The following is a 19405-nucleotide window of genomic DNA, read 5'->3' as shown; positions in this document are numbered from 1 at the left end:
CCTTCGGGCAGGCCATACGGGGATGACACAAGCAAGAAGCCCAACCAGGGGGGTGCCGCGCGGCAGCCAAGCGAAAAGCATCGGCGGCGGTCATGCGGAACGCGGTAGGTCATGGCCGGTCGAGTGCGGTGGGCGGTTGGGCATGCCGGAGTCACTGGGCGTGCTGGGCGTGGGCGGTGGGGCGTGCAGGCGCGGGTGGGGCGTGGAGGCGTGCGGAGGGCGTGAGGCCTGCTCATAGCGAAGGACCCCCGGTGCGGGAGGCGCCGGGGGTCCTTCAGGTGTTGCTTGCGGTCAGAGCACCGTTGTGGTGCCGCCGGCCGCTGCGATCTTCTCGACTGCCGTGCCCGAGAACTTGTTGGCCACGACGTCGAGCTTGACGCCGTTCAGGTCGCCCTCGCCGAGGACCTTGACCAGTTCGTTCTTGCGCACCAGGCCCGCGTGGATCAGGGCGTCCACGTCGACGCGGCCACCGTCCGGGAACACCCGGGCCAGGTCGCCGACGTTCACGACCTGGTACTCGGTGCGGAACGGGTTCTTGAAGCCCTTCAGCTTCGGCAGGCGCATGTGCAGCGGCATCTGGCCACCTTCGAAGCGCGGGGAGACGTTCTTCCGCGCGCCGGTGCCCTTCGTGCCGCGACCGGCCGTCTTGCCCTTGGAGCCCTCACCGCGACCGACACGGGTCTTCGCGGTCTTGGCGCCGGGGGCCGGACGCAGGTCATGGATCTTGATGGTCACGACTGGACCTCCTCGACGACCACCAGGTGGCGCACGGCGTGGATGAGCCCGCGCACCTGCGGCGTGTCCTCGCGGACCACCGACTGGCGGATCTTGCGCAACCCCAGGGTCCGGAGGGACTCACGGTGGTTGTGCTTGGTACCGATGCTGCTCTTCACCTGGGTGACCTTGAGCTGAGCCATGATCACACCGCCCCTGCGCGAGCGCGGAGCATACCGGCGGGAGCGACGTCCTCCAGGGGCAGACCGCGACGGGCAGCCACCTCCTCGGGACGCTGGAGACCCTTCAGGGCCTCCACCGTGGCGTGCACGATGTTGATGGCGTTGTCCGAGCCCAGCGACTTGCTCAGCACGTCGTGGACACCGGCGCACTCCAGCACCGCGCGGACCGCGCCACCGGCGATGACGCCGGTACCGGCCGAGGCCGGGCGCAGCAGCACGACGCCGGCCGCCTTCTCACCCTGCACCGGGTGGGGGATCGTGCCCGCGATGCGGGGGACGCGGAAGAAGTTCTTCTTCGCCTCCTCGACACCCTTGGCGATGGCGGCCGGAACTTCCTTGGCCTTGCCGTAGCCGACACCGACCATGCCGTCGCCGTCGCCGACCACGACCAGAGCGGTGAAGCTGAAGCGACGGCCACCCTTCACGACCTTGGAGACGCGGTTGATCGCAACCACGCGCTCCAGGTGCGGGGTCTTCTCCTGGGCCGCGCCGCCGCGACCGCCGTCACGACGGTCGCGACGCTCTCCGCGCTCGCCCCCGCCGCCTTCGCGACGCGTGCGTCCTGGCATCAGGCGTCCCTCTCAATTCCGAAGATGTGCATTGTCAGAACTCCAGCCCCGCCTCGCGGGCGGCGTCGGCCAGAGCTGCGATCCGGCCGTGGTAGGCGTTGCCGCCACGGTCGAACACGACCTTGGTGATCCCGGCGTCCTTGGCGCGGGCCGCGGCCAGCTGACCGACCTTGGCGGCCTTGGCCTTCTTGTCGCCCTCCACCGCGCGGACGTCCGCCTCCACGGAGGAGGCAGCCGCCAGGGTGTGGCCGGCGAGGTCGTCGATGATCTGCACGGTGATGTGCTTCGACGACCGGTGCACGACCAGGCGCGGGCGCTCTGCCGTGCCGCTGACCTTCTTGCGGAGGCGGAAGTGACGGCGCGTCTTGGCGATGCGGCGGGTGGTCGAGATGTCCTTGCCGACCGGCTTGCGCTTCGTTGCAGTCTCGCTCATGTCACTTACCCGTCTTTCCGACCTTGCGGCGGATCTTCTCGCCCGCGTACCGCACGCCCTTGCCCTTGTACGGGTCGGGCTTGCGCAGCTTGCGGATGTTGGCGGCGACCTCGCCGACCAGCTGCTTGTCGATGCCGGCCACGGAGAAGCGGGTCGGGGTCTCCACCGCGAAGGTGATGCCCTCGGGGGCCTCGACCTTCACCGGGTGGCTGTAACCGAGCGCGAACTCCAGGTCGGAACCCTTGAGCGCGACGCGGTAACCGACCCCGTGGATCTCCATCTTCTTCTCGTAGCCCTGCGTCACCCCGACGACCATGTTCTGCACCAGGGTGCGAGAAAGGCCGTGGAGCGAGCGACTGCGACGCTCGTCGTTCGGGCGCTTCACCTCGAGGGTGCCGTCTTCGGCCTTCTCGATGATGATCGGCTCAGCGATCGTGAGCGACAGGGTGCCCTTGGGACCCTTGACGCTGACGTCCTGGCCGTCGATGTTCACGTCGACCCCAGAGGGGACGGTGATCGGCAGCTTTCCGATGCGCGACATTGGCTTGTCCCCCTTCCCTTACCAGACGTAGGCGAGGACTTCGCCGCCCACGCCCGACTTGTTGGCCTGACGGTCGGTCATGAGACCGCCGGAGGTCGAGATGATCGCGACGCCCAGACCGCCCAGGACCTTCGGCAGGTTCGTCGACTTCGCGTACACGCGCAGACCGGGCTTGGACACGCGGCGGAGGCCGGCGATGCTGCGCTCCCGGTTCGGGCCGTACTTCAGCTCGATGACGAGCTGCTTGGCGACATCGCCCTCTTCATCGCGGTAGCTCGCGATGTAGCCCTCGCGCTTGAGGATCTCGGCGATGTTGGCCTTGAGCTTGGAGTGCGGCATCACGACCTTGTCGTGGTAAGCCGAGTTCGCGTTCCGCAGACGCGTCAGCATGTCTGCGATCGGGTCGGTCATCGTCATGGTGACCTGGTCAACCTTTCTCGCTGCGGTTCCCCAGTCAGGGTCCGCGGCCGGGTGCGGGAGTCTCCTCCCGCACCCCAGCCGGGTCGTGAGCGGGCCTACAGCGAAGTGGGATTTTACGAAAACCTGCCGGTGGGCGGGTCTACCAGCTCGACTTGCTCACGCCGGGCAGCTCGCCCCGGTGGGCCATCTCGCGCAGGCAGATCCGGCACAGGCCGAACTTGCGGAACACCGAGTGCGGCCGGCCGCAGCGCTGGCACCGGGTGTACCCCCGCACCTTGAACTTCGGCTTCTTGGCCGCCTTGTTGATCAGAGCCTTCTTGGCCATCAGCTCAGTTCTCCTTGAACGGGAAGCCCAGGGCCTTCAGCAGCGCCCGGCCCTCCTCGTCGTTGGTGGCGGTGGTGACGACCGTGATGTCCATGCCGCGGGGGCGGTCGATGGCGTCCGGGTCGATCTCGTGGAACATCGACTGCTCGTTGAGGCCGAACGTGTAGTTCCCGTTGCCGTCGAACTGCTTGCCCGACAGACCGCGGAAGTCGCGGATACGGGGCAGGGCGATCGTCAGCAGCCGGTCCAGGAACTCCCACATGCGGTCGCCGCGCAGCGTCACGCGCGCACCGATCGGCATGCCCTCGCGCAGCTTGAACTGGGCGATGGACTTGCGCGCCTTGCGGACCTCGGGGCGCTGGCCGGTGATGATCGACAGGTCGCGCACGGCGCCCTCGATCAGCTTGCCGTCGCGGGCGGCGTCGCCGACACCCATGTTCACGACGACCTTCACCACGCCCGGGATCTGCATCACGTTGGCGTACTCGAACTGCTTGCGCAGCTCCGCGACGATCTCCTCGCGGTAGCGCGTCTTCAGCCGAGGGATGGTCTTCTCCACGGTCGTCATCAGATGTCCTTCCCGTTACGACGGGAAATGCGGACCCGCTTGCCCTCGTCGTTCGTCCGGTAGCCCACACGGGTCGGCTTGCCGTCCGAGTCGACCACCATCACGTTGGACACGTGGATGGGGGCCTCCTGGGTCACGATGCCGCCCGACTGCGCGCCGCGCTGGGTCTGCGTGATCCGGGTGTGCTTCTTGATGCGGTTGACGCCCTCGACCAGGACGCGGTTCTCGGCGGGGTAGGCCTGGATGACCTTGCCGCGAGCACCCTTGTCCTTGCCGGCGATAACGACGACGGTGTCGCCCTTCTTCACCTTCATCAGAGCACCTCCGGCGCCAACGAGATGATCTTCATGAACTTCTTGTCGCGCAGCTCTCGACCGACCGGGCCGAAGATGCGGGTGCCCCGCGGCTCGTTGTCGTTCTTGATGAGCACCGCGGCGTTCTCGTCGAACCGGATGTAAGAGCCGTCGGGACGGCGCTTCTCCTTGACGGTGCGGACGACGACCGCCTTGACGACGTCACCCTTCTTCACACCGGCGCCGGGGATGGCCTGCTTCACCGTCGCGACGATGATGTCCCCGATGCCCGCGTAGCGGCGGCCGGAGCCACCGAGAACACGGATGCAGAGGATCTCCTTCGCACCGGTGTTGTCGGCGACGCGCAGCCGCGACTCCTGCTGGATCACTTACCTTCTCCTGACCATTCCTGGCCCGCCAGATTGCCGACCTGACGGGCTCGGTCCGTGGTTTTACTTGGCCTTCTCGAGGATCTCGACGAGGCGCCAGCGCTTGGTGGCCGACAGCGGCCGGGTCTCCATGAGCAGCACGCGGTCGCCGACGCCGGCGCTGTTCTGCTCGTCGTGCGCCTTCACCTTGGTGGTGGAGCGCATGACCTTGGAGTAGCGGCGGTGCTTCTTGCGGTCCTCGACGGCGACCACGATCGTCTTGTCCATCTTGTCGGACACGACGTAGCCCTCGCGGACCTTGCGCTCGCCGCGCGTCTGAGTCTCAGTCACTTCGTTCTCGCTCATGCCGCACCCTCACCAGTGGAACCGTCGGGAGAGGCCGACAGGCCCAGCTCCCGCTCCCGCATCACGGTGTAGATCCGGGCGATCTCGTGCCGGACCGTGCGCAACCGGCGGTTGTTGTCCAGCTGCCCGGTGGCCATCTGGAAGCGGAGGTTGAACAGCTCCTCCTTCGCCTCCCGAAGGCGCAGCACGAGCTCTTCCTCGGTGAGCTCGCGAAGCTCGGAAGCGGTGGTACCCGCTGCCATCAGAACTCACCACCCTCACGCGTAACGATGCGGCACTTCATCGGGAGCTTGTGGATCGCGCGACGCAGCGCCTCGCGGGCCACCTGCTCGTTCGGGAAGCTCATCTCGAAGAGCACCCGACCGGGCTTGACGTTGGCGACCCACCACTCCGGGGAACCCTTGCCGGAACCCATGCGGGTCTCGGCGGGCTTCTTGGTCAGCGGGCGGTCCGGGAAGATGTTGATCCAGACCTTGCCACCACGGCGGATGTGCCGCGTGATGGCGATACGCGCCGACTCGATCTGGCGGTTGGTCACGTAAGCGGGCTCCAGAGCCTGGATGCCGTACTCGCCGAAGGTGACCCTCGTGCCGCCCTTGGCAGCACCGGACCGACCGGGGTGGTGCTGCTTGCGGTGCTTAACCCTGCGCGGGATGAGCACGACTCAGCCCTCCGTCTTCTCTTCGGTCGCGACCGGTGCGTCCGTGGCCTCGGCCGCGGCGCGTCCGGCTTCGGTGCTCGTCGCCGTGGTGCCGCTGGCGCCGGAACGACGGGCCCGGTTCGGGCGCTCGCCGCGGTCGCGGCGCGGGGCACGCTCGGCGGACGGCGCGGCGTCGCGCTCGCGCTTCGCGCTGAGGCCACCGACCACGTCACCCTTGTAGATCCACACCTTCACGCCGATCCGGCCGAACGTGGTGCGGGCCTCGAAGAAGCCGTAGTCGATGTCGGCGCGCAGCGTGTGCAGCGGCACCCGGCCGTCGCGGTAGTGCTCGGAGCGGGACATCTCGGCGCCGCCGAGACGGCCGCCGCACTGCACGCGGATGCCCTTCACCTGCGGCGAGCGCATGGCCGACTGGATGGCCTTGCGCATCGCGCGGCGGAACGCCACGCGGTTCGACAGCTGCTCGGCCACGCCCTGCGCGACGAGCTGCGCGTCCGCCTCGGAGTTCTTCACCTCGAGGATGTTGAGCTGCACCTGCTTCTTGGTGAGCTTCTCCAGCTCACCGCGGATGCGGTCGGCCTCGGCACCACGACGGCCGATGACGATGCCCGGCCGGGCGGTGTGGATGTCGACGCGGACCCGGTCGCGGGTGCGCTCGATCTCCACCTTGGAGATGCCGGCACGCTCCATGCCACGGCCGAGCAGCTTGCGGATCTTGACGTCCTCGGCCACGTACTCGGCGTACTGCTTGTCGGCGTACCAGCGGGACTTCCAGTCGGTGGTGATCCCCAGCCGGAAGCCGTGCGGGTTGATCTTCTGGCCCACTACCGGGTTCCCTTCGCGCTGGACTTCTTCGGACGCGACTCCACCTCGACGGTGATGTGGCTCGTCCGCTTGCGGATCCGGTACGCACGGCCCTGGGCGCGCGGGCGGAACCGCTTGAGGGTCGGACCCTCGTCCACGTAGACCTTGGACACCCACAGGGTGTCGGGGTCCAGGGACAGGTTGTTCTCGGCGTTGGCCACGGCGCTCGCGAGCACCTTGCGGACCGGCTCAGATGCCGCCTGCGGCGCGAACTGGAGCACGGCCAGGGCCTCGCTGGCGCTACGACCCCTGATGAGCTCGACGACGCGGCGCACCTTCATGGGCGTGTCGCGGACGTAGCGAGCCCGAGCCACGGCGCGCGGAAACTCCTGCGCCTCAGCTTCGTTACGGGCGTTCATCGCTGCTTCCCCTTGCTCTTCCTCTAGTTCGTCGCCTAGCGGCGGCGCGACTTCCGGTCGTCCTTGATGTGACCCTTGAACGTGCGGGTCGGCGCGAACTCGCCGAGCTTGTGCCCGACCATCGCCTCCGTCACGAACACCGGCACGTGCTTGCGGCCGTCGTGCACCGCGATCGTGTGGCCCAGCATGTCGGGGATGATCGTCGACCGGCGGGACCAGGTCTTGATGACGGTCTTCTTGCCCGACTCGTTGAGGACGTCCACCTTCTTGAGCAGGTGGTCGTCGACGAAGGGGCCCTTCTTAAGGCTGCGTGGCATCCTTCACTCCCTCCCTGCTCAGCGCTTCTTACCGGTGCGACGACGCCGGACGATGAGCTTGTCGCTTGGCTTGCGGCGGCGGGTGCGACCCTCGGGCTTGCCCGCGGGGTTGACCGGGTGGCGACCACCGGAGGTCTTGCCCTCACCACCACCGTGCGGGTGGTCGACCGGGTTCATGGCGACACCGCGCACCGTGGGCTTCTTGCCCTTCCAGCGCATGCGGCCGGCCTTGCCCCAGTTGATGTTCTGGTGCTCGGCGTTGCCGACCTCGCCGACCGTGGCGCGGCAGCGCACGTCCACGTTGCGGATCTCGCCCGAGGGCATCCGCAGCTGGGCGTACGGGCCGTCCTTGGCGACCAGCTGGACGCTGGCGCCGGCGGACCGGGCGATCTTCGCGCCGCCGCCGGGGCGGAGCTCGATCGCGTGCACGACCGTGCCGACCGGGATGTTGCGCAGCGGCAGGTTGTTGCCCGGCTTGATGTCGGCCTTGGGGCCGTTCTCGATCCGGTCACCCTGCTGGAGCTTCGCCGGCGCGATGATGTAGCGCTTCTCGCCGTCGGCGTAGTGCAGCAGCGCGATGCGCGCGGTGCGGTTGGGGTCGTACTCGATGTGCGCGACCTTGGCCGGCACGCCGTCCTTGTCGGTGCGGCGGAAGTCGATCAGGCGGTAGGCCCGCTTGTGGCCGCCACCCTTGTGCCGCGTCGTGATCTTGCCCGACGCGTTGCGGCCACCACGGCCGTGCAGCGGGCGGATCAGCGACTTCTCCGGCGTCGACCGAGTGATCTCGGCGAAGTCGGAGACGCTCGCACCGCGACGACCGGGGGTCGTCGGCTTGTACTTGCGAATGCCCATCTCTACGCAGTCCTCGTCGTCATCAGGCGGCCGGGCCGCCGAAGATCTCGATCGGCTTGCTCTCGGCGGACAGCGTCACGATCGCGCGCTTGGTGTCCTTGCGCTTGCCGAAGCCCGTCCGGGTGCGCTTGCGCTTGCCCTGGCGGTTGATCGTGTTGACGCTGACGACCTTGACGCCGAAGACCTTCTCCACGGCAATCTTGATCTGGGTCTTGTTCGCGCCGGGAGCCACCACGAAGGTGTACTTGTTCTCCTCCAGGAGCCCGTAGGACTTCTCGGAGATGACCGGCGCGAGCAGGATGTCCCTGTGGTCGGGGATCACTTCTCGTCCTCCACTTCGGACGAACCGGCGACCGCCTCGGCCGAGCCCTTGCCCTGCTGGGCCTTGCTCGCCAGGAACACGTCCAGAGCGTCCTTGGTGAACACCACGTCGTCGTTGACGAGCACGTCGTAGGTGTTCAGCTGGTCCGGGGCGATGATGTGCACGTGCGGCAGGTTCCGCAGGCTGACCCACGACACCTCTTCGGTGCGCAGCAGCACGGCCAGCACGCGACGGGCCTCGGTCACCGACTCCAGGACCTTGCGGGCGGTCTTGGTCGACGGCGTGTCGCCCTCGACGAAACCGCTGACCACGTGGACCTGGCCGGCGCGCGCCCGGTCGGAGAGGGCACCGCGCAGGGCGGCGGCCTTCATCTTCTTGGGGGTGCGCTGGGTGTAGTCGCGCGGCTGGGGACCGTGGACGGTGCCACCACCGGCGAACTGCGGCGCGCGGGTCGAGCCCTGGCGGGCGCGGCCGGTGCCCTTCTGCCGGTACGGCTTCTTGCCACCGCCGGACACCTCGCCGCGGGTCTTCGTGGCGTGCGTGCCCTGGCGCGCGGCGGCCTGCTGGGCCACGACGACCTGGTGCAGCAGGGCCACGTTGGCCTGCGCGTCGAAGACGTTCGCGGGCAGCTCGACGGAACCGTCGGTCTTGCCGTCCGGGGTGCGGATCTCAACGGAAGTCATGATCAGGCACCACCCTTCGCAGCGGTCTTGACGAACACGGTGCCGCCCTTGGGGCCGGGAACGGCGCCCTTGATGAGCAGGAGGCCGGCTTCCGCGTCGACCTTGTGCACCTTGAGGTTCTGGATGGTCACGCGCACGTGGCCCATGCGACCCGCCATGCGCAGGCCCTTGAACACGCGGCCGGGCGTGGCGCAGCCACCGATGGAGCCGGGCGAGCGGTGCTTGCGCTGCGTGCCGTGGCTCGCGCCCAGGCCGTGGAAGCCGTGCCGCTTCATGACACCCGCGGTGCCCTTGCCCTTGCTGGTGCCGACCACGTCGACCACCGCACCGGTCTCGAAGACCTCGGCGGTGATTTCCTGGCCGACCGTGTACTCGGACGCGTCCGTGGTGCGCAGCTCCGCCAGGTGCCGGCGGGGCGTGACGCCCGCCTTGGCGAAGTGGCCCGCAACGGGCTTGTTGACCTTGCGCGGGTCGATCGCGCCGAAGGCCAGCTGCACGGCCGAGTAGCCGTCGTTCTCCTGGGTCCGAACCTGGGTGACCACGTTCGGCTCGGCCTTGACGACGGTCACCGGGACAACCCGGTTGTTCTCGTCGAAGACCTGGGTCATGCCGAGCTTGGTGCCCAGGAGGCCCTTAACCTGCCTGTCAGACATTGGTCTCGTTACTCTCCGCCCCAAAAGGGATCAACGCTGCCGCGTCCACGCTTACTGGATGTTGACGTCGACGCTCGCCGGCAGGTCGATGCGCATGAGCGCGTCCACCGTCTTCGGCGTCGGGTCGAGGATGTCGATCAGACGCTTGTGCGTGCGCATCTCGAAGTGCTCGCGCGAGTCCTTGTACTTGTGCGGCGAGCGGATGACGCAGTAAACGTTCTTCTCAGTGGGCAGCGGCACAGGCCCGACGACCCGAGCGCCGGTGCGCGTCACGGTCTCGACGATCTTGCGCGCGGACGCGTCGATCGCCTCGTGGTCGTAGGCCTTGAGCCGGATGCGGATCTTCTGTCCCGCCATGATGGCTTGCCGTTCCTCTGCTTCTCGTACCGCTGCGGTGCGGGCACCACGAGGCCACTGGGACCTTCCGGCGCGCTCCGCCCCCTATTAAGGACTGACACCGAGCGGTGTCACGGTGCCCGGTCCACGCGGTCGGGCGTGTCGCGCCCTTGGCGATAGACCGGTCCCACTGATGAAACCTGTGGGATTGTCTTGCTCGCTAACCCCGCTCGCACGGGGGCGGCCGGTTCGAGTCGAACTCGGCCGCCCCGTGACGAGCAACCCGTCAATGGTCGCACACCGGGGTGCGCAGTCCAAATCGGGGGTCGGTTTTTAGAGCCAGGTCACTTGAGGATCTTGGTGACCGAGCCCGCGCCGACGGTGCGGCCACCCTCGCGGATGGCGAACCGCAGGCCCTCGTCCATGGCGATCGGCTGGATCAGCTTGACCGACATCGACGTGGTGTCGCCCGGCATGACCATCTCGGTGCCCTCGGGGAGGGTCACGACGCCGGTCACGTCGGTCGTCCGGAAGTAGAACTGCGGACGGTAGTTGTTGAAGAACGGCGTGTGGCGGCCACCCTCGTCCTTCGACAGGATGTAGACCTGCGCCTCGAACTCGGTGTGCGGGGTGGTGGTGCCCGGCTTCACGATGACCATGCCGCGCTCCACCTCCTCGCGCTTGATGCCGCGGAGCAGCAGGGCGGCGTTGTCGCCGGCCTGGCCCTCGTCGAGGAACTTCTTGAACATCTCGATCGAGGTGACAGTCGTCTTGCGCGACTGCTCCTTGATGCCGACGATCTCGACTTCCTCGTTGACCTTGATGATGCCGCGCTCGATGCGGCCGGTCACCACGGTGCCACGACCGGTGATGGTGAACACGTCCTCGACCGGCATCAGGAACGGCCGGTCGACCTCGCGCTCGGGCTCCGGGATGTTCTCGTCCACGGCGTCCATCAGGCCGAGGAGCTTCTCGCCCCACTCGGCGTCGCCCTCCAGCGCCTTGAGCGCGGAGACGCGGACCACCGGCAGGTCGTCACCCGGGAACTCGTACTCGGAGAGCAGCTCGCGGACCTCGAGCTCGACGAGCTCCAGGATCTCCTCGTCGTCCACCATGTCGGCCTTGTTCAGGGCCACCACGATGTAGGGCACACCGACCTGGCGGGCCAGGAGGACGTGCTCCTTGGTCTGCGGCATCGGGCCGTCGGTCGCCGCGACCACCAGGATGGCGCCGTCCATCTGCGCCGCACCGGTGATCATGTTCTTGATGTAGTCGGCGTGACCGGGGCAGTCGACGTGCGCGTAGTGGCGCTTGTCGGTCTGGTACTCGATGTGCGCGATCGAGATGGTGATGCCGCGCTGCTTCTCCTCCGGCGCCTTGTCGATCTGGTCGAACGGCGTGAAGGGGTTGAGGTCCGGGTACTTGTCGTGCAGGACCTTGGAGATCGCCGCGGTCAGCGTCGTCTTGCCGTGGTCGATGTGACCGATGGTGCCGATGTTGACGTGCGGCTTCGTCCGCTCGAACTTCGCCTTCGCCACTGGATTGTCCTCCTGGACTTCTGGTGCTGTACCCGGCGGGTGTGGTTCCACCCGCCGGGCGTCACGTCAAGGGTTGTGCGGACCCCAGGGACGAGAGACCCCGGAGAGCCCGCGTGGTGCTGCGGTGCTCCGGTTGGGGTTACTCGCCCGTCGCCTTCGCGATGATCTCCTTGGCCACGTTCGCGGGAACCTCGGCGTAGGAGTCAAAGGTCATCGAGTAGTTCGCACGACCCTGGGTCTTGGACCGCAGGTCGCCGACATACCCGAACATCTCCGACAGCGGGACCAGTGCCTTCACGACACGGGAGCCGCTGCGCTCCTCCATGGCCTGGATCTGGCCACGGCGGGAGTTCAAGTCGCCGATCACGTCGCCCATGTACTCCTCGGGCGTGGTGACCTCGACGGCCATCAGCGGTTCGAGCAGCGCGGGGCTCGCCTGACGGGCGGCTTCCTTGAGCGCCATCGAACCGGCGATCTTGAACGCCATCTCCGACGAGTCGACCTCGTGGTAGGCGCCGTCGAGCAGCGTCACCTTCACGCCGACCAGCGGGTAGCCCGCCAGCACGCCGTACTGCATGGCGTCCTGGGCGCCGGCGTCGACCGACGGGATGTACTCCCGCGGGATGCGACCACCGGTGACCGCGTTGACGAACTCGTAGAGAGCGCCGTCTTCCTGCTTCTCCAGCGGCTCCAGGTCGATGAGCACCTTGGCGAACTGGCCGGAGCCACCGGTCTGCTTCTTGTGGGTGTAGGAGTACTTCTCCACCTTGCGGCGGATGGTCTCCCGGTACGCCACCTGCGGCTTGCCGATGTTGGCCTCGACCTTGAACTCGCGGCGCATGCGGTCCACCAGGATGTCCAGGTGGAGCTCGCCCATGCCGGCGATGATGGTCTGGCCGGTCTCCTGGTCCAGGTTGACCCGGAAGGTCGGGTCCTCCTCGGCCAGCTTCTGGATCGCGGTGCCCAGCTTCTCCTGGTCGGCCTTCGTCTTGGGCTCGATCGCCACCTGGATGACCGGCTCGGGGAAGGTCATCGACTCCAGCACGATGGGGTGCTGCGGGTCGGACAAGGTCTCACCGGTGGTCGTGTCCTTCAGACCGATCACGGCGTAGATGTGGCCCGCGATGGCCTCGTCGACCGGGTTCTCCTTGTTGGCGTGCATCTGGAAGATCTTCCCGATGCGCTCCTTGCGGTCCTTGGTCGAGTTGATGACCTGGGTACCGGAGGCGACCCGACCCGAGTAGACCCGGATGTAGGTCAGCTTGCCGAAGAACGGGTGCACGGCGATCTTGAACGCCAGCGCGGAGAACGGCTCGGTGCTCTCGGCCTTGCGGAACTCGGGGGTCTCGCCGTCCTGGAGGGTGCCCTCGACCGGCGGCAGGTCCAGCGGCGACGGCAGGTAGTCGATCACCGCGTCGAGCATGGGCTGCACGCCCTTGTTCTTGAACGCGGAACCGCACAGCACCGGGTAGGCCGAGCCCTCGGCGACGATCTTGCGGATGCCCGCCTTGATCTGCTCGACGGACAGCTCCTCACCGCCCAGGTACAGTTCCATGAGGGCGTCGTCGGTCTCGGCCACGGCCTCGACCAGCGCCTCGCGGTACTCCTGCGCCTTGTCCAGGAGGTCCGCGGGGATCTCCTCGACGGTGTAGTCCTCGCCCTTCTGGACCTCGCCGCGCCAGGTCAGCGCGCGCATCTCCACCAGGTCGACGACACCGATGAAGTCGCTCTCCGCGCCGATCGGGATCTGGATCGGGAGCGGCTTCGCGCCCAGGCGCTCGGAGATCGTGCGCACGGTGAAGTAGAAGTCCGCGCCGAGCTTGTCCATCTTGTTGACGAAGCAGATGCGCGGGACGTCGTACTTGGTCGCCTGGCGCCAGACCTGCTCGGACTGGGGCTCGACGCCCTCCTTGCCGTCGAAGACGGCGACGGCGCCGTCGAGGACGCGGAGGTTGCGCTCCACCTCGACGGTGAAGTCGACGTGGCCGGGCGTGTCGATCAGGTTGATCTGGTGGTTCTTCCAGAAGCACGTCGTCGCGGCGGACGTGATGGTGATGCCGCGCTCCTGCTCCTGCTCCATCCAGTCCATCACGGCCGCGCCGTCGTGGACCTCGCCGATCTTGTAGCTGATCCCCGTGTAGAAGAGGATCCGCTCGGTCGTCGTGGTCTTGCCCGCGTCGATGTGGGCCATGATGCCGATGTTGCGGACCTTGCCCAGGTCGGTGAGCACATCCTGTGCCACGGGTATTTCCCCTGTCTTGAGCTCGCAGGCTCACTAGGGCTGGGTGCGCCCGGCCGGGTCTCGGGTCCCGGCCGGGCGGTGAGTCACCAGCGGTAGTGGGCGAAGGCCTTGTTCGACTCGGCCATCTTGTGGGTGTCCTCGCGGCGCTTGACGCTCGCGCCCAGGCCGTTGCTCGCGTCGAGCAGCTCGTTCATCAGGCGCTCGATCATGGTCTTCTCACGGCGCTGCCGGGAGAAGCTGATCAGCCAGCGCAGCGCCAGCGTGGTCGCGCGACCGGGCTTGACCTCGACCGGCACCTGGTAGGTGGCGCCACCGACGCGGCGGCTCTTGACCTCCAGGGCGGGCTTGACGTTGTCCAGCGCGCGCTTGAGCGTGACGACCGGGTCGGTGCCGGTCTTGTCGCGGGCGCCCTCGAGGGCGCCGTACACGATCCGCTCGGCCACGGAGCGCTTGCCGTCGACCAGCACCTTGTTGATGAGCTGGGTCACCAGCGGAGAGCTGTAGACCGGGTCGGAGATCAACGGCCGCTTCGGGGCCGGTCCCTTGCGGGGCATCAGCTCTTCTCCTTCTTCGCGCCGTAGCGGCTGCGAGCCTGCTTGCGGTTCTTCACGCCCTGCGTGTCCAGGGAGCCGCGGATGATCTTGTAGCGGACACCGGGGAGGTCCTTCACACGACCGCCGCGCACGAGCACCATCGAGTGCTCCTGGAGGTTGTGGCCCTCACCCGGGATGTACGCCGTGACCTCGATGCCGGAGGTCAGCTTCACACGGGCCACCTTGCGCAGCGCCGAGTTCGGCTTCTTGGGCGTGGTGGTGTAGACGCGGGTGCACACACCGCGCCGCTGCGGGCTGCCCTTGAGCGCCGCGGTCTTCTGCTTGGCGACCTTGTCCTGCCGGCCCTTGCGGACCAGCTGCTGGATCGTTGGCATAACGCCGGCTGCTTCTTCCGTTCGCGTGCTCGTCGCGCGGGGCGGCGAGCGCTGTTTACTTGGTCCCTCTCTGCACCCGAGGTCGGGCGTGTCGCGCCCCTGTGGCCGAAGCCCCCGGGGTGGAACACCGTGACCCAAGGTCCGCAGGCGACATCCCAGGACGCCCCTGCGTGTGGAGGTCACCGCGGCCGGCTTTCCAGCACGACTGGCGCGTAGGCACGCGGAGCGGCCCGACATGGGTCGGGCACGAGTACCAAAGATACCCCGCCCGCTTCCCACTGGTCAAAACGGGTGGGGTCACCGGTCCGGCGTGCCCGCGCAGCCTTCACGACCTGCGGTTTCCCCGTCCGGCGCGGGGCCTTCGCGCGGCGCGTCGACGGGCGGTCCCGCTCGGGGGACTTGTCCGGCGGGGCACTTGCAGTGTAGAGGGGCGCGGTGCAGACCGCTCTGGTAGCCGGCATGGCCGCGCTCGTGGACCCCTCCGACCCGCCCGTCGTGCTCGCCGTGCGGGGTGACGTGGTGGTCGTGCGGGTGGGGGACGTCGTGCTCAAGGCGCACGAGGCCGGCACCGACGCGGCGCTGCTCGGCGCGCGGTGCCGGTTGGCCGGCGACCCACGTTTGGGTGAACTTTTCCTGCCGCCGTTGCTGGGGCCGGTCGTCGTGCTCGACCGCCTGGTGACCGCGTGGCCGCTCGGGGTCCCGGTGCCCCAGGGCGAGCCCGACACGCTGCCCCTGGAAGAGGCCGGCCGGATGCTCGCCCGCCTGCACGACTTCACCACCGCCGACTTCGACGCGCTGCCGCCGGCCGGGGCGTGGGACCGGTTGGCGCGGGCGGTGGCCGTGCTGCCGGACGTGGCGGGGGCCGACGTGGTGCGGCGCGCGTTCGACACGGTCGAGCCGGCGCGGCCGGGCACGACGCTCATCCACGGCGACTGGCACCTGGGCCAGCTGGTCGGCCGCGACGGGTGGCGGTTGATCGACGTGGACGACCTCGGCGCGGGCGACCCGGCGTGGGACCTCGCCCGGCCGGCGGCGCTGTTCGCGGCCGGCGTGCTCGAACCGCGGGCGTGGTCGCGGCTCTTGGACGCCTACCTCGACGCCGGCGGCACGGGGATCGACCGGGCCGACCCGTGGGCGGCGCTGGAAGGGCCTGCGCGGGGCCTGGTGGTGCAGATGGCGGCGCGTGCCCTGGCAGCGGCGGAGCGTGACGGGAAGGCCTTGGACCCCGCGCAGACGGCGTTGCTGGACGCCTGCGCGCGCATCGCATCCCGACACGAACCCATGCCGCGCGGCTAATATCGCGCACAACGCACGAGAGCAGGAGGCTCACACGATGCAGTGCCCCAAGTGCCATGCGAACATGCGGACTTTCGACCGCATGGGCGTACACATCGAGCAGTGCGACGGCTGCCGCGGAGTCTTCCTCGACTACGGCGAGCTGGAGGCCATCACCCGCCTCGAGGCCCAGATGCAGGCCCCGCCGCCCCCGCCGCCCGCCGCTCCGGCCCCAGCGCAGGTCCACTACGTGCAGCCGGTCCAGCCGGTCCAGCCGGGCTGGGGCGCGCAGCCGCACTACGGCCACGGCTACGGCCACCGCAAGCACCACGGCCTGGCGGGTCTGTTCTTCTCCAGCTGAGGTAGCTCGCCGCCTCCGTTGCGACTACCGAATTTCTGGGCGATACTCAGTAGTGGGCTGAGGAGGTCGCCATGTCGGTCGCAACGGAGGCTGCGCAGATCCGGGATCTGTTCGACCAGATCGAGAGCATCGAAGAAGTTGCCTCGACCTTGTCGGAGGACGACGAGCGCAGGCACAAGCTCGACGGTGTGGTGGCTCGTGCGCTCCGAACGGCTCCACCAGTCCGACCGGTTGTCGCCGGTGAGCTGCTCGATCTCACCGAGAAGACCGTGAAAGCGTGGGCGCGCGAGGGTGTGCTGGCGATCCACAGCCAAGAGCCCCGGATGCTGCTCGACACGGTCCGACTCCACGAAGTGCTGCACGTCGTCGCCGAGCTGCGCCGCGCGGGCCGGACCCGCGGCCTGCTGGACGAGGTGCACCGCAGGTTGAGCGACCAGGCCCTGCTCGACCGCGACGACCTGGCCACGAGCCTGGCGCAGATGCACCGGGGTGAAGGACGCGTAGTCCGCAATCTTGATCAAGGTAGTTGAGACGCCGGTCGCGAGCCTCCAGGCCGCGGCCCTGCGCGGTCCCGCCCGCCAGGCCTACGACCGCTTCCTGGACGAACTGTCCCACCGCGGCTGCGCCGCCCTCGGGTACCGCGTCACCGGCCCCGAGCCCCTCCCCCGCCTGTGCGTGAAGCACCTGCGCGGCACCGACCGCGTGGTCGTGGCGTTCCCCGAGCCCGACACGGCGTGGGTCCTGCTGGTCGGCGCGCACGACGACGACCCGGGCCGCAACCTCTACGACGCCCTGTACGAGCTGGCCGGCGTCCGCCCCCGCCTCAACGAGCGCCGCACCAAGCCCCCGTGCTGCTCCGACGGCACTCCCCCGTCGGCCGACGCGGACCTGGTCGACGACCTGGTGGCCCGCGCCCGAGCCTTGGCCAAGTCCCGCCGACGGTAGAGGGTCCGTCACCTTCTCACCGGTTTGCCGGGCGAGCTGGTGCCGGTTGTCGAAATACTGCCCGCGTTCGCCAGCAGACCGACCCGGGAGCGGCCCACCCATGCAGGAGTTCGAGGACCTAGTCCGGCAGTTCGAGCGGTTCCAGGAAGGCGTGCGGGTGGTCGACGACCCCGGTGACCGCTACGCCGGGATGGGGCCGGAGATCGCGGCGCTGGAGGTGAGCGCGTCCTCGCCGGACCGCGGTGTCACCGTCGTCGCCGGGCCGAACGGCGCGGTGAAGGCGATCCGGTTCACCGAGCGCGCGATGGCGCTGGGTCCGGAGGCCCTGGGCGCGACCGCGTTGGGCGTCCTCCAGCAGGCCGTCGCCGCGGCGGCGCGGCAGCAGGCGGAGATCGTGCAGCGGTACGTGGGCGACGACCTGCCCGTGCTGGAGCAGGTCCTCCAGACCCAGGCCGAGGTCTTCGGCACGACCGTCGACCAGCTGCGGCCCGAACCCCGGCACGACGACCAAGAGCGCGACGACCCCGAGGACGGCGGCGAGCGCCCGGTGCTGCGGGGAGACCAGTGGTGAGCGGCTTCGAGGCGGACACCGCCAAGCTCGACGCGTGCGGCGAGAAGGTGGCCGGCATGGCGTCGCGGGTCGAGGAGATCCGGGCCAAGGCCGCCGGCGCGGTGGTGCCGGCCGTGTCGTGGGGCCTGATCGGGCAGCCGATCGCGTGGACGTTCTACCGGTCGATGATGGACGACTTCGCCGAGTTCATGGCGCAGCTCGCCGAGGGCGTGCAGGACGCGGGCAAGCACCTGTCCGACAGCGCCCACGCCTACCGGACCGCCGACCGGGCCGTCCAGGACGGGCTCGCCGCCGCTGCCCGCGGGTTGGAGGGCACGAAGTGAGCACCGGTGACGCCATGCTCGACGGGGGCCGCAACCTCGGTGCGGCCGGTCGGACCGTCGCGAACTCGTACAACGGCGAGAACTACGGCGACGCCGTGGTGTCCGGCCTGCCCGGCCCCATCACGTCCGGCATCAAGGTCGTCAAGGGACTCCAGGGCGACACCCACCCCGCCCAGCTCGCCCTCGACGCCACGAGCTTCATCTCGTCGTGCTCGGGCACCGCCGCGGCCATCGCGAGCAACCCGCTGAACTGGCTCATCGGCCAGGGCCTGGGCTTCCTGATGAACGTCTGCACCCCGCTCAAGCAGGCGATCGACCTCGTCTCCGGCAACCCCGACGCGCTCAAGGAGGCCGCGACCCGGTTCGGCGAGGTCGGCCAGGACGTCCTCACCCTCAACCAGGACATGATCACCGCCCTGAACACCGAACTCGCCGGCTGGCACGGCCCCGCGGCCGACGCGGCGCGCGAACGGCTCGGCCGGTTCGCGGGCGGAGTGGACGGGGTGGCCGGCAAGGCCGGGGACATCGCCCAGATGCTCCAGATCTGCTCGATGGTCATGCAGGTCGTCGAGGAGTTCATCAAGGGCCTGCTGACGGACCTGATCGAGTGGCTGATCGTCACGTGGGTGGCCGCGCTGGCGGCGGCCCCGGTGACGTTCGGCGGCTCGACGGCGGCGGCGAGCGGGGCCACGGCGGTCCAGGCGACCCAGAAGACCGCGCAGGGCGCGCAGAAGGTCAGCAAGCTGACGCAGTTGCTGAACAAGATCAAGGAGTTCATCGCCCGCATCCAGGCGTTCCTCAAGGGCGCGCCGGCGACGTTCATGGAGAAGACCGGACGGCAAGCGTTTGCCGAGGTCCAGCAGGCGGTGGCGCGGGACGAGGTCCGGGAGCTGGTGCTGGACAAGCTGGCCGAGTCGGCGAAGAAGCGGGCGCTGGGCGCGGTCGGCCTGGGCTACGACGGCGAGACCGGCCGCCCGAAGATCCCGACCACGAAGGTCGGCGACCGGGACCTGCCCGACATCGGCAAGGTCATCGGCAAGGTCAAGGGCTACTACGACGGCGGCAAACAGGCTGCCGACTACGGCAGCACCGGCTCCGACCGCAGCGACGAGAGCATCTCCGGCGACCTCGACCTCTAGGCCCGTCCGGCCACCGCCGAGCGGCAGTCCACCGAGCGCCGAGCGGGCAGTCCGACAAGCCGCCGAGCGGCAGTCCGCCAAGCCGCCGAGCGGGCAGTCCGCCGAGGGGGACACAACTCAACCTGGGCTTCTTGCTTGTGTCATCCCCGTATGGCCTGCCCGAAGGGCTACCACAGATTTCCCCGGGTGCAGCCAAA

General features: G+C 68.7%; 32 protein-coding genes. 7 read left to right on the top strand and 25 right to left on the bottom strand.

Annotation, left to right across the window (positions count from 1 at the left end; genetic code table 11):
* Positions 1 to 291: 291 nt before the first annotated feature.
* The 25 genes from rplO to rpsL all read right to left on the bottom strand — a co-directional run bounded on the left by rplO (position 292) and on the right by rpsL (position 14594).
* Complete coding sequence (gene rplO, locus WBN91_RS33930) at positions 292 to 735, bottom strand: 50S ribosomal protein L15 (protein ID WP_337728383.1); 444 nt, start codon at positions 733 to 735, stop codon at positions 292 to 294.
* Complete coding sequence (rpmD, locus tag WBN91_RS33925) at positions 732 to 917, bottom strand: 50S ribosomal protein L30 (protein ID WP_033428588.1); 186 nt, start codon at positions 915 to 917, stop codon at positions 732 to 734. Before rpmD ends, rplO begins: the two co-directional genes overlap by 4 nt.
* A gap of 2 nt (positions 918 to 919) precedes the next feature.
* A complete protein-coding gene (gene rpsE, locus WBN91_RS33920) occupies positions 920 to 1525 on the bottom strand; it encodes a 30S ribosomal protein S5 (RefSeq protein WP_121224926.1) in 606 nt (201 codons plus the stop codon).
* Positions 1526 to 1559: 34 nt separating this feature from the next.
* Complete coding sequence (gene rplR, locus WBN91_RS33915; protein WP_337728382.1) at positions 1560 to 1958, bottom strand: 50S ribosomal protein L18; 399 nt, start codon at positions 1956 to 1958, stop codon at positions 1560 to 1562.
* Between the two features lies 1 nt (position 1959).
* Positions 1960 to 2499, bottom strand: a complete 540-nt coding sequence (rplF, locus tag WBN91_RS33910) for a 50S ribosomal protein L6 (RefSeq protein ID WP_337728381.1) — start codon at positions 2497 to 2499, stop codon at positions 1960 to 1962.
* Positions 2500 to 2517: 18 nt separating this feature from the next.
* Entirely contained in the window at positions 2518 to 2916 is a 399-nt protein-coding gene (rpsH, locus tag WBN91_RS33905) for a 30S ribosomal protein S8 (protein ID WP_309117676.1), read from the bottom strand.
* Between the two features lie 142 nt (positions 2917 to 3058).
* Positions 3059 to 3244, bottom strand: coding sequence for a type Z 30S ribosomal protein S14 (locus WBN91_RS33900; RefSeq protein ID WP_121224918.1), 186 nt, complete (start codon positions 3242 to 3244; stop codon positions 3059 to 3061).
* Between the two features lie 4 nt (positions 3245 to 3248).
* Entirely contained in the window at positions 3249 to 3812 is a 564-nt protein-coding gene (gene rplE / locus WBN91_RS33895) for a 50S ribosomal protein L5 (protein ID WP_337728380.1), read from the bottom strand.
* Entirely contained in the window at positions 3812 to 4126 is a 315-nt protein-coding gene (rplX, locus tag WBN91_RS33890) for a 50S ribosomal protein L24 (RefSeq protein ID WP_121224914.1), read from the bottom strand. The genes rplE and rplX overlap by 1 nt, the downstream gene beginning before the upstream one ends.
* Entirely contained in the window at positions 4126 to 4494 is a 369-nt protein-coding gene (rplN, locus tag WBN91_RS33885) for a 50S ribosomal protein L14 (RefSeq protein WP_015805282.1), read from the bottom strand. Before rplN ends, rplX begins: the two co-directional genes overlap by 1 nt.
* A 63-nt stretch (positions 4495 to 4557) precedes the next feature.
* On the bottom strand, positions 4558 to 4839 hold the full coding sequence (rpsQ, locus tag WBN91_RS33880) for a 30S ribosomal protein S17 (RefSeq protein WP_337728379.1): 282 nt from the start codon (positions 4837 to 4839) through the stop codon (positions 4558 to 4560).
* Positions 4836 to 5081, bottom strand: a complete 246-nt coding sequence (rpmC, locus tag WBN91_RS33875; RefSeq protein WP_121224910.1) for a 50S ribosomal protein L29 — start codon at positions 5079 to 5081, stop codon at positions 4836 to 4838. Before rpmC ends, rpsQ begins: the two co-directional genes overlap by 4 nt.
* The gene (gene rplP / locus WBN91_RS33870) at positions 5081 to 5500 is read right to left on the bottom strand and encodes a 50S ribosomal protein L16 (RefSeq protein ID WP_337728378.1); all 420 of its coding nucleotides are present in this window, start codon (positions 5498 to 5500) and stop codon (positions 5081 to 5083) included. Before rplP ends, rpmC begins: the two co-directional genes overlap by 1 nt.
* A gap of 3 nt (positions 5501 to 5503) precedes the next feature.
* Positions 5504 to 6325, bottom strand: a complete 822-nt coding sequence (gene rpsC, locus WBN91_RS33865) for a 30S ribosomal protein S3 (protein ID WP_337728377.1) — start codon at positions 6323 to 6325, stop codon at positions 5504 to 5506.
* Positions 6325 to 6723: a 50S ribosomal protein L22 gene (gene rplV / locus WBN91_RS33860; RefSeq protein ID WP_337728376.1), complete on the bottom strand. Its 399-nt coding sequence runs from the start codon at positions 6721 to 6723 to the stop codon at positions 6325 to 6327. The genes rpsC and rplV overlap by 1 nt, the downstream gene beginning before the upstream one ends.
* 35 nt (positions 6724 to 6758) lie before the next feature.
* Positions 6759 to 7040 (bottom strand): 30S ribosomal protein S19, encoded by a 282-nt coding sequence (rpsS, locus tag WBN91_RS33855; protein WP_015105260.1) that lies wholly within the window; start codon positions 7038 to 7040, stop codon positions 6759 to 6761.
* Between the two features lie 18 nt (positions 7041 to 7058).
* Positions 7059 to 7892, bottom strand: coding sequence for a 50S ribosomal protein L2 (gene rplB / locus WBN91_RS33850; RefSeq protein ID WP_121224902.1), 834 nt, complete (start codon positions 7890 to 7892; stop codon positions 7059 to 7061).
* A gap of 22 nt (positions 7893 to 7914) precedes the next feature.
* Positions 7915 to 8214: a 50S ribosomal protein L23 gene (gene rplW / locus WBN91_RS33845; protein WP_121009862.1), complete on the bottom strand. Its 300-nt coding sequence runs from the start codon at positions 8212 to 8214 to the stop codon at positions 7915 to 7917.
* On the bottom strand, positions 8211 to 8897 hold the full coding sequence (gene rplD, locus WBN91_RS33840; RefSeq protein ID WP_337728375.1) for a 50S ribosomal protein L4: 687 nt from the start codon (positions 8895 to 8897) through the stop codon (positions 8211 to 8213). The genes rplW and rplD overlap by 4 nt, the downstream gene beginning before the upstream one ends.
* A gap of 2 nt (positions 8898 to 8899) precedes the next feature.
* Positions 8900 to 9550: a 50S ribosomal protein L3 gene (rplC, locus tag WBN91_RS33835; protein WP_337728374.1), complete on the bottom strand. Its 651-nt coding sequence runs from the start codon at positions 9548 to 9550 to the stop codon at positions 8900 to 8902.
* A gap of 51 nt (positions 9551 to 9601) precedes the next feature.
* Complete coding sequence (rpsJ, locus tag WBN91_RS33830) at positions 9602 to 9907, bottom strand: 30S ribosomal protein S10 (RefSeq protein WP_003938093.1); 306 nt, start codon at positions 9905 to 9907, stop codon at positions 9602 to 9604.
* Positions 9908 to 10230: 323 nt separating this feature from the next.
* Complete coding sequence (gene tuf / locus WBN91_RS33825; RefSeq protein WP_309117684.1) at positions 10231 to 11424, bottom strand: elongation factor Tu; 1194 nt, start codon at positions 11422 to 11424, stop codon at positions 10231 to 10233.
* Between the two features lie 139 nt (positions 11425 to 11563).
* The gene (gene fusA, locus WBN91_RS33820) at positions 11564 to 13666 is read right to left on the bottom strand and encodes an elongation factor G (RefSeq protein ID WP_337728373.1); all 2103 of its coding nucleotides are present in this window, start codon (positions 13664 to 13666) and stop codon (positions 11564 to 11566) included.
* Positions 13667 to 13749: 83 nt separating this feature from the next.
* A complete protein-coding gene (rpsG, locus tag WBN91_RS33815) occupies positions 13750 to 14220 on the bottom strand; it encodes a 30S ribosomal protein S7 (protein WP_337728372.1) in 471 nt (156 codons plus the stop codon).
* On the bottom strand, positions 14220 to 14594 hold the full coding sequence (rpsL, locus tag WBN91_RS33810) for a 30S ribosomal protein S12 (protein WP_030473471.1): 375 nt from the start codon (positions 14592 to 14594) through the stop codon (positions 14220 to 14222). Before rpsL ends, rpsG begins: the two co-directional genes overlap by 1 nt.
* A gap of 435 nt (positions 14595 to 15029) precedes the next feature.
* Here rpsL and WBN91_RS33805 point away from each other — a divergent pair, with 435 nt between their 5' ends.
* The 7 genes from WBN91_RS33805 to WBN91_RS33775 all read left to right on the top strand — a co-directional run bounded on the left by WBN91_RS33805 (position 15030) and on the right by WBN91_RS33775 (position 19208).
* The gene (locus WBN91_RS33805; protein ID WP_337728371.1) at positions 15030 to 15890 is read left to right on the top strand and encodes a phosphotransferase family protein; all 861 of its coding nucleotides are present in this window, start codon (positions 15030 to 15032) and stop codon (positions 15888 to 15890) included.
* Between the two features lie 37 nt (positions 15891 to 15927).
* Complete coding sequence (locus WBN91_RS33800) at positions 15928 to 16230, top strand: TFIIB-type zinc ribbon-containing protein (RefSeq protein ID WP_337728370.1); 303 nt, start codon at positions 15928 to 15930, stop codon at positions 16228 to 16230.
* A 71-nt stretch (positions 16231 to 16301) separates the two neighbouring features.
* Positions 16302 to 16760: a hypothetical protein gene (locus tag WBN91_RS33795; protein ID WP_337728369.1), complete on the top strand. Its 459-nt coding sequence runs from the start codon at positions 16302 to 16304 to the stop codon at positions 16758 to 16760.
* Positions 16744 to 17175, top strand: coding sequence for a hypothetical protein (locus tag WBN91_RS33790; protein WP_309117934.1), 432 nt, complete (start codon positions 16744 to 16746; stop codon positions 17173 to 17175). Before WBN91_RS33795 ends, WBN91_RS33790 begins: the two co-directional genes overlap by 17 nt.
* A gap of 100 nt (positions 17176 to 17275) precedes the next feature.
* A complete protein-coding gene (locus WBN91_RS33785) occupies positions 17276 to 17746 on the top strand; it encodes a YbaB/EbfC family nucleoid-associated protein (protein ID WP_337728368.1) in 471 nt (156 codons plus the stop codon).
* On the top strand, positions 17743 to 18069 hold the full coding sequence (locus WBN91_RS33780; RefSeq protein WP_337728367.1) for a hypothetical protein: 327 nt from the start codon (positions 17743 to 17745) through the stop codon (positions 18067 to 18069). The genes WBN91_RS33785 and WBN91_RS33780 overlap by 4 nt, the downstream gene beginning before the upstream one ends.
* The gene (locus tag WBN91_RS33775) at positions 18066 to 19208 is read left to right on the top strand and encodes a WXG100 family type VII secretion target (protein ID WP_337728366.1); all 1143 of its coding nucleotides are present in this window, start codon (positions 18066 to 18068) and stop codon (positions 19206 to 19208) included. The genes WBN91_RS33780 and WBN91_RS33775 overlap by 4 nt, the downstream gene beginning before the upstream one ends.
* Positions 19209 to 19405 lie beyond the last annotated feature (197 nt).

It is taken from the genome of Saccharothrix sp. CCNWYY140, from assembly GCF_037401995.1.
In the GTDB taxonomy this organism is placed as follows: domain Bacteria; phylum Actinomycetota; class Actinomycetes; order Mycobacteriales; family Pseudonocardiaceae; genus Actinosynnema.
The sequence above is the reverse complement of the archived record's forward strand: the minus strand, read 5'-3'. Positions and strand labels throughout refer to the sequence as shown.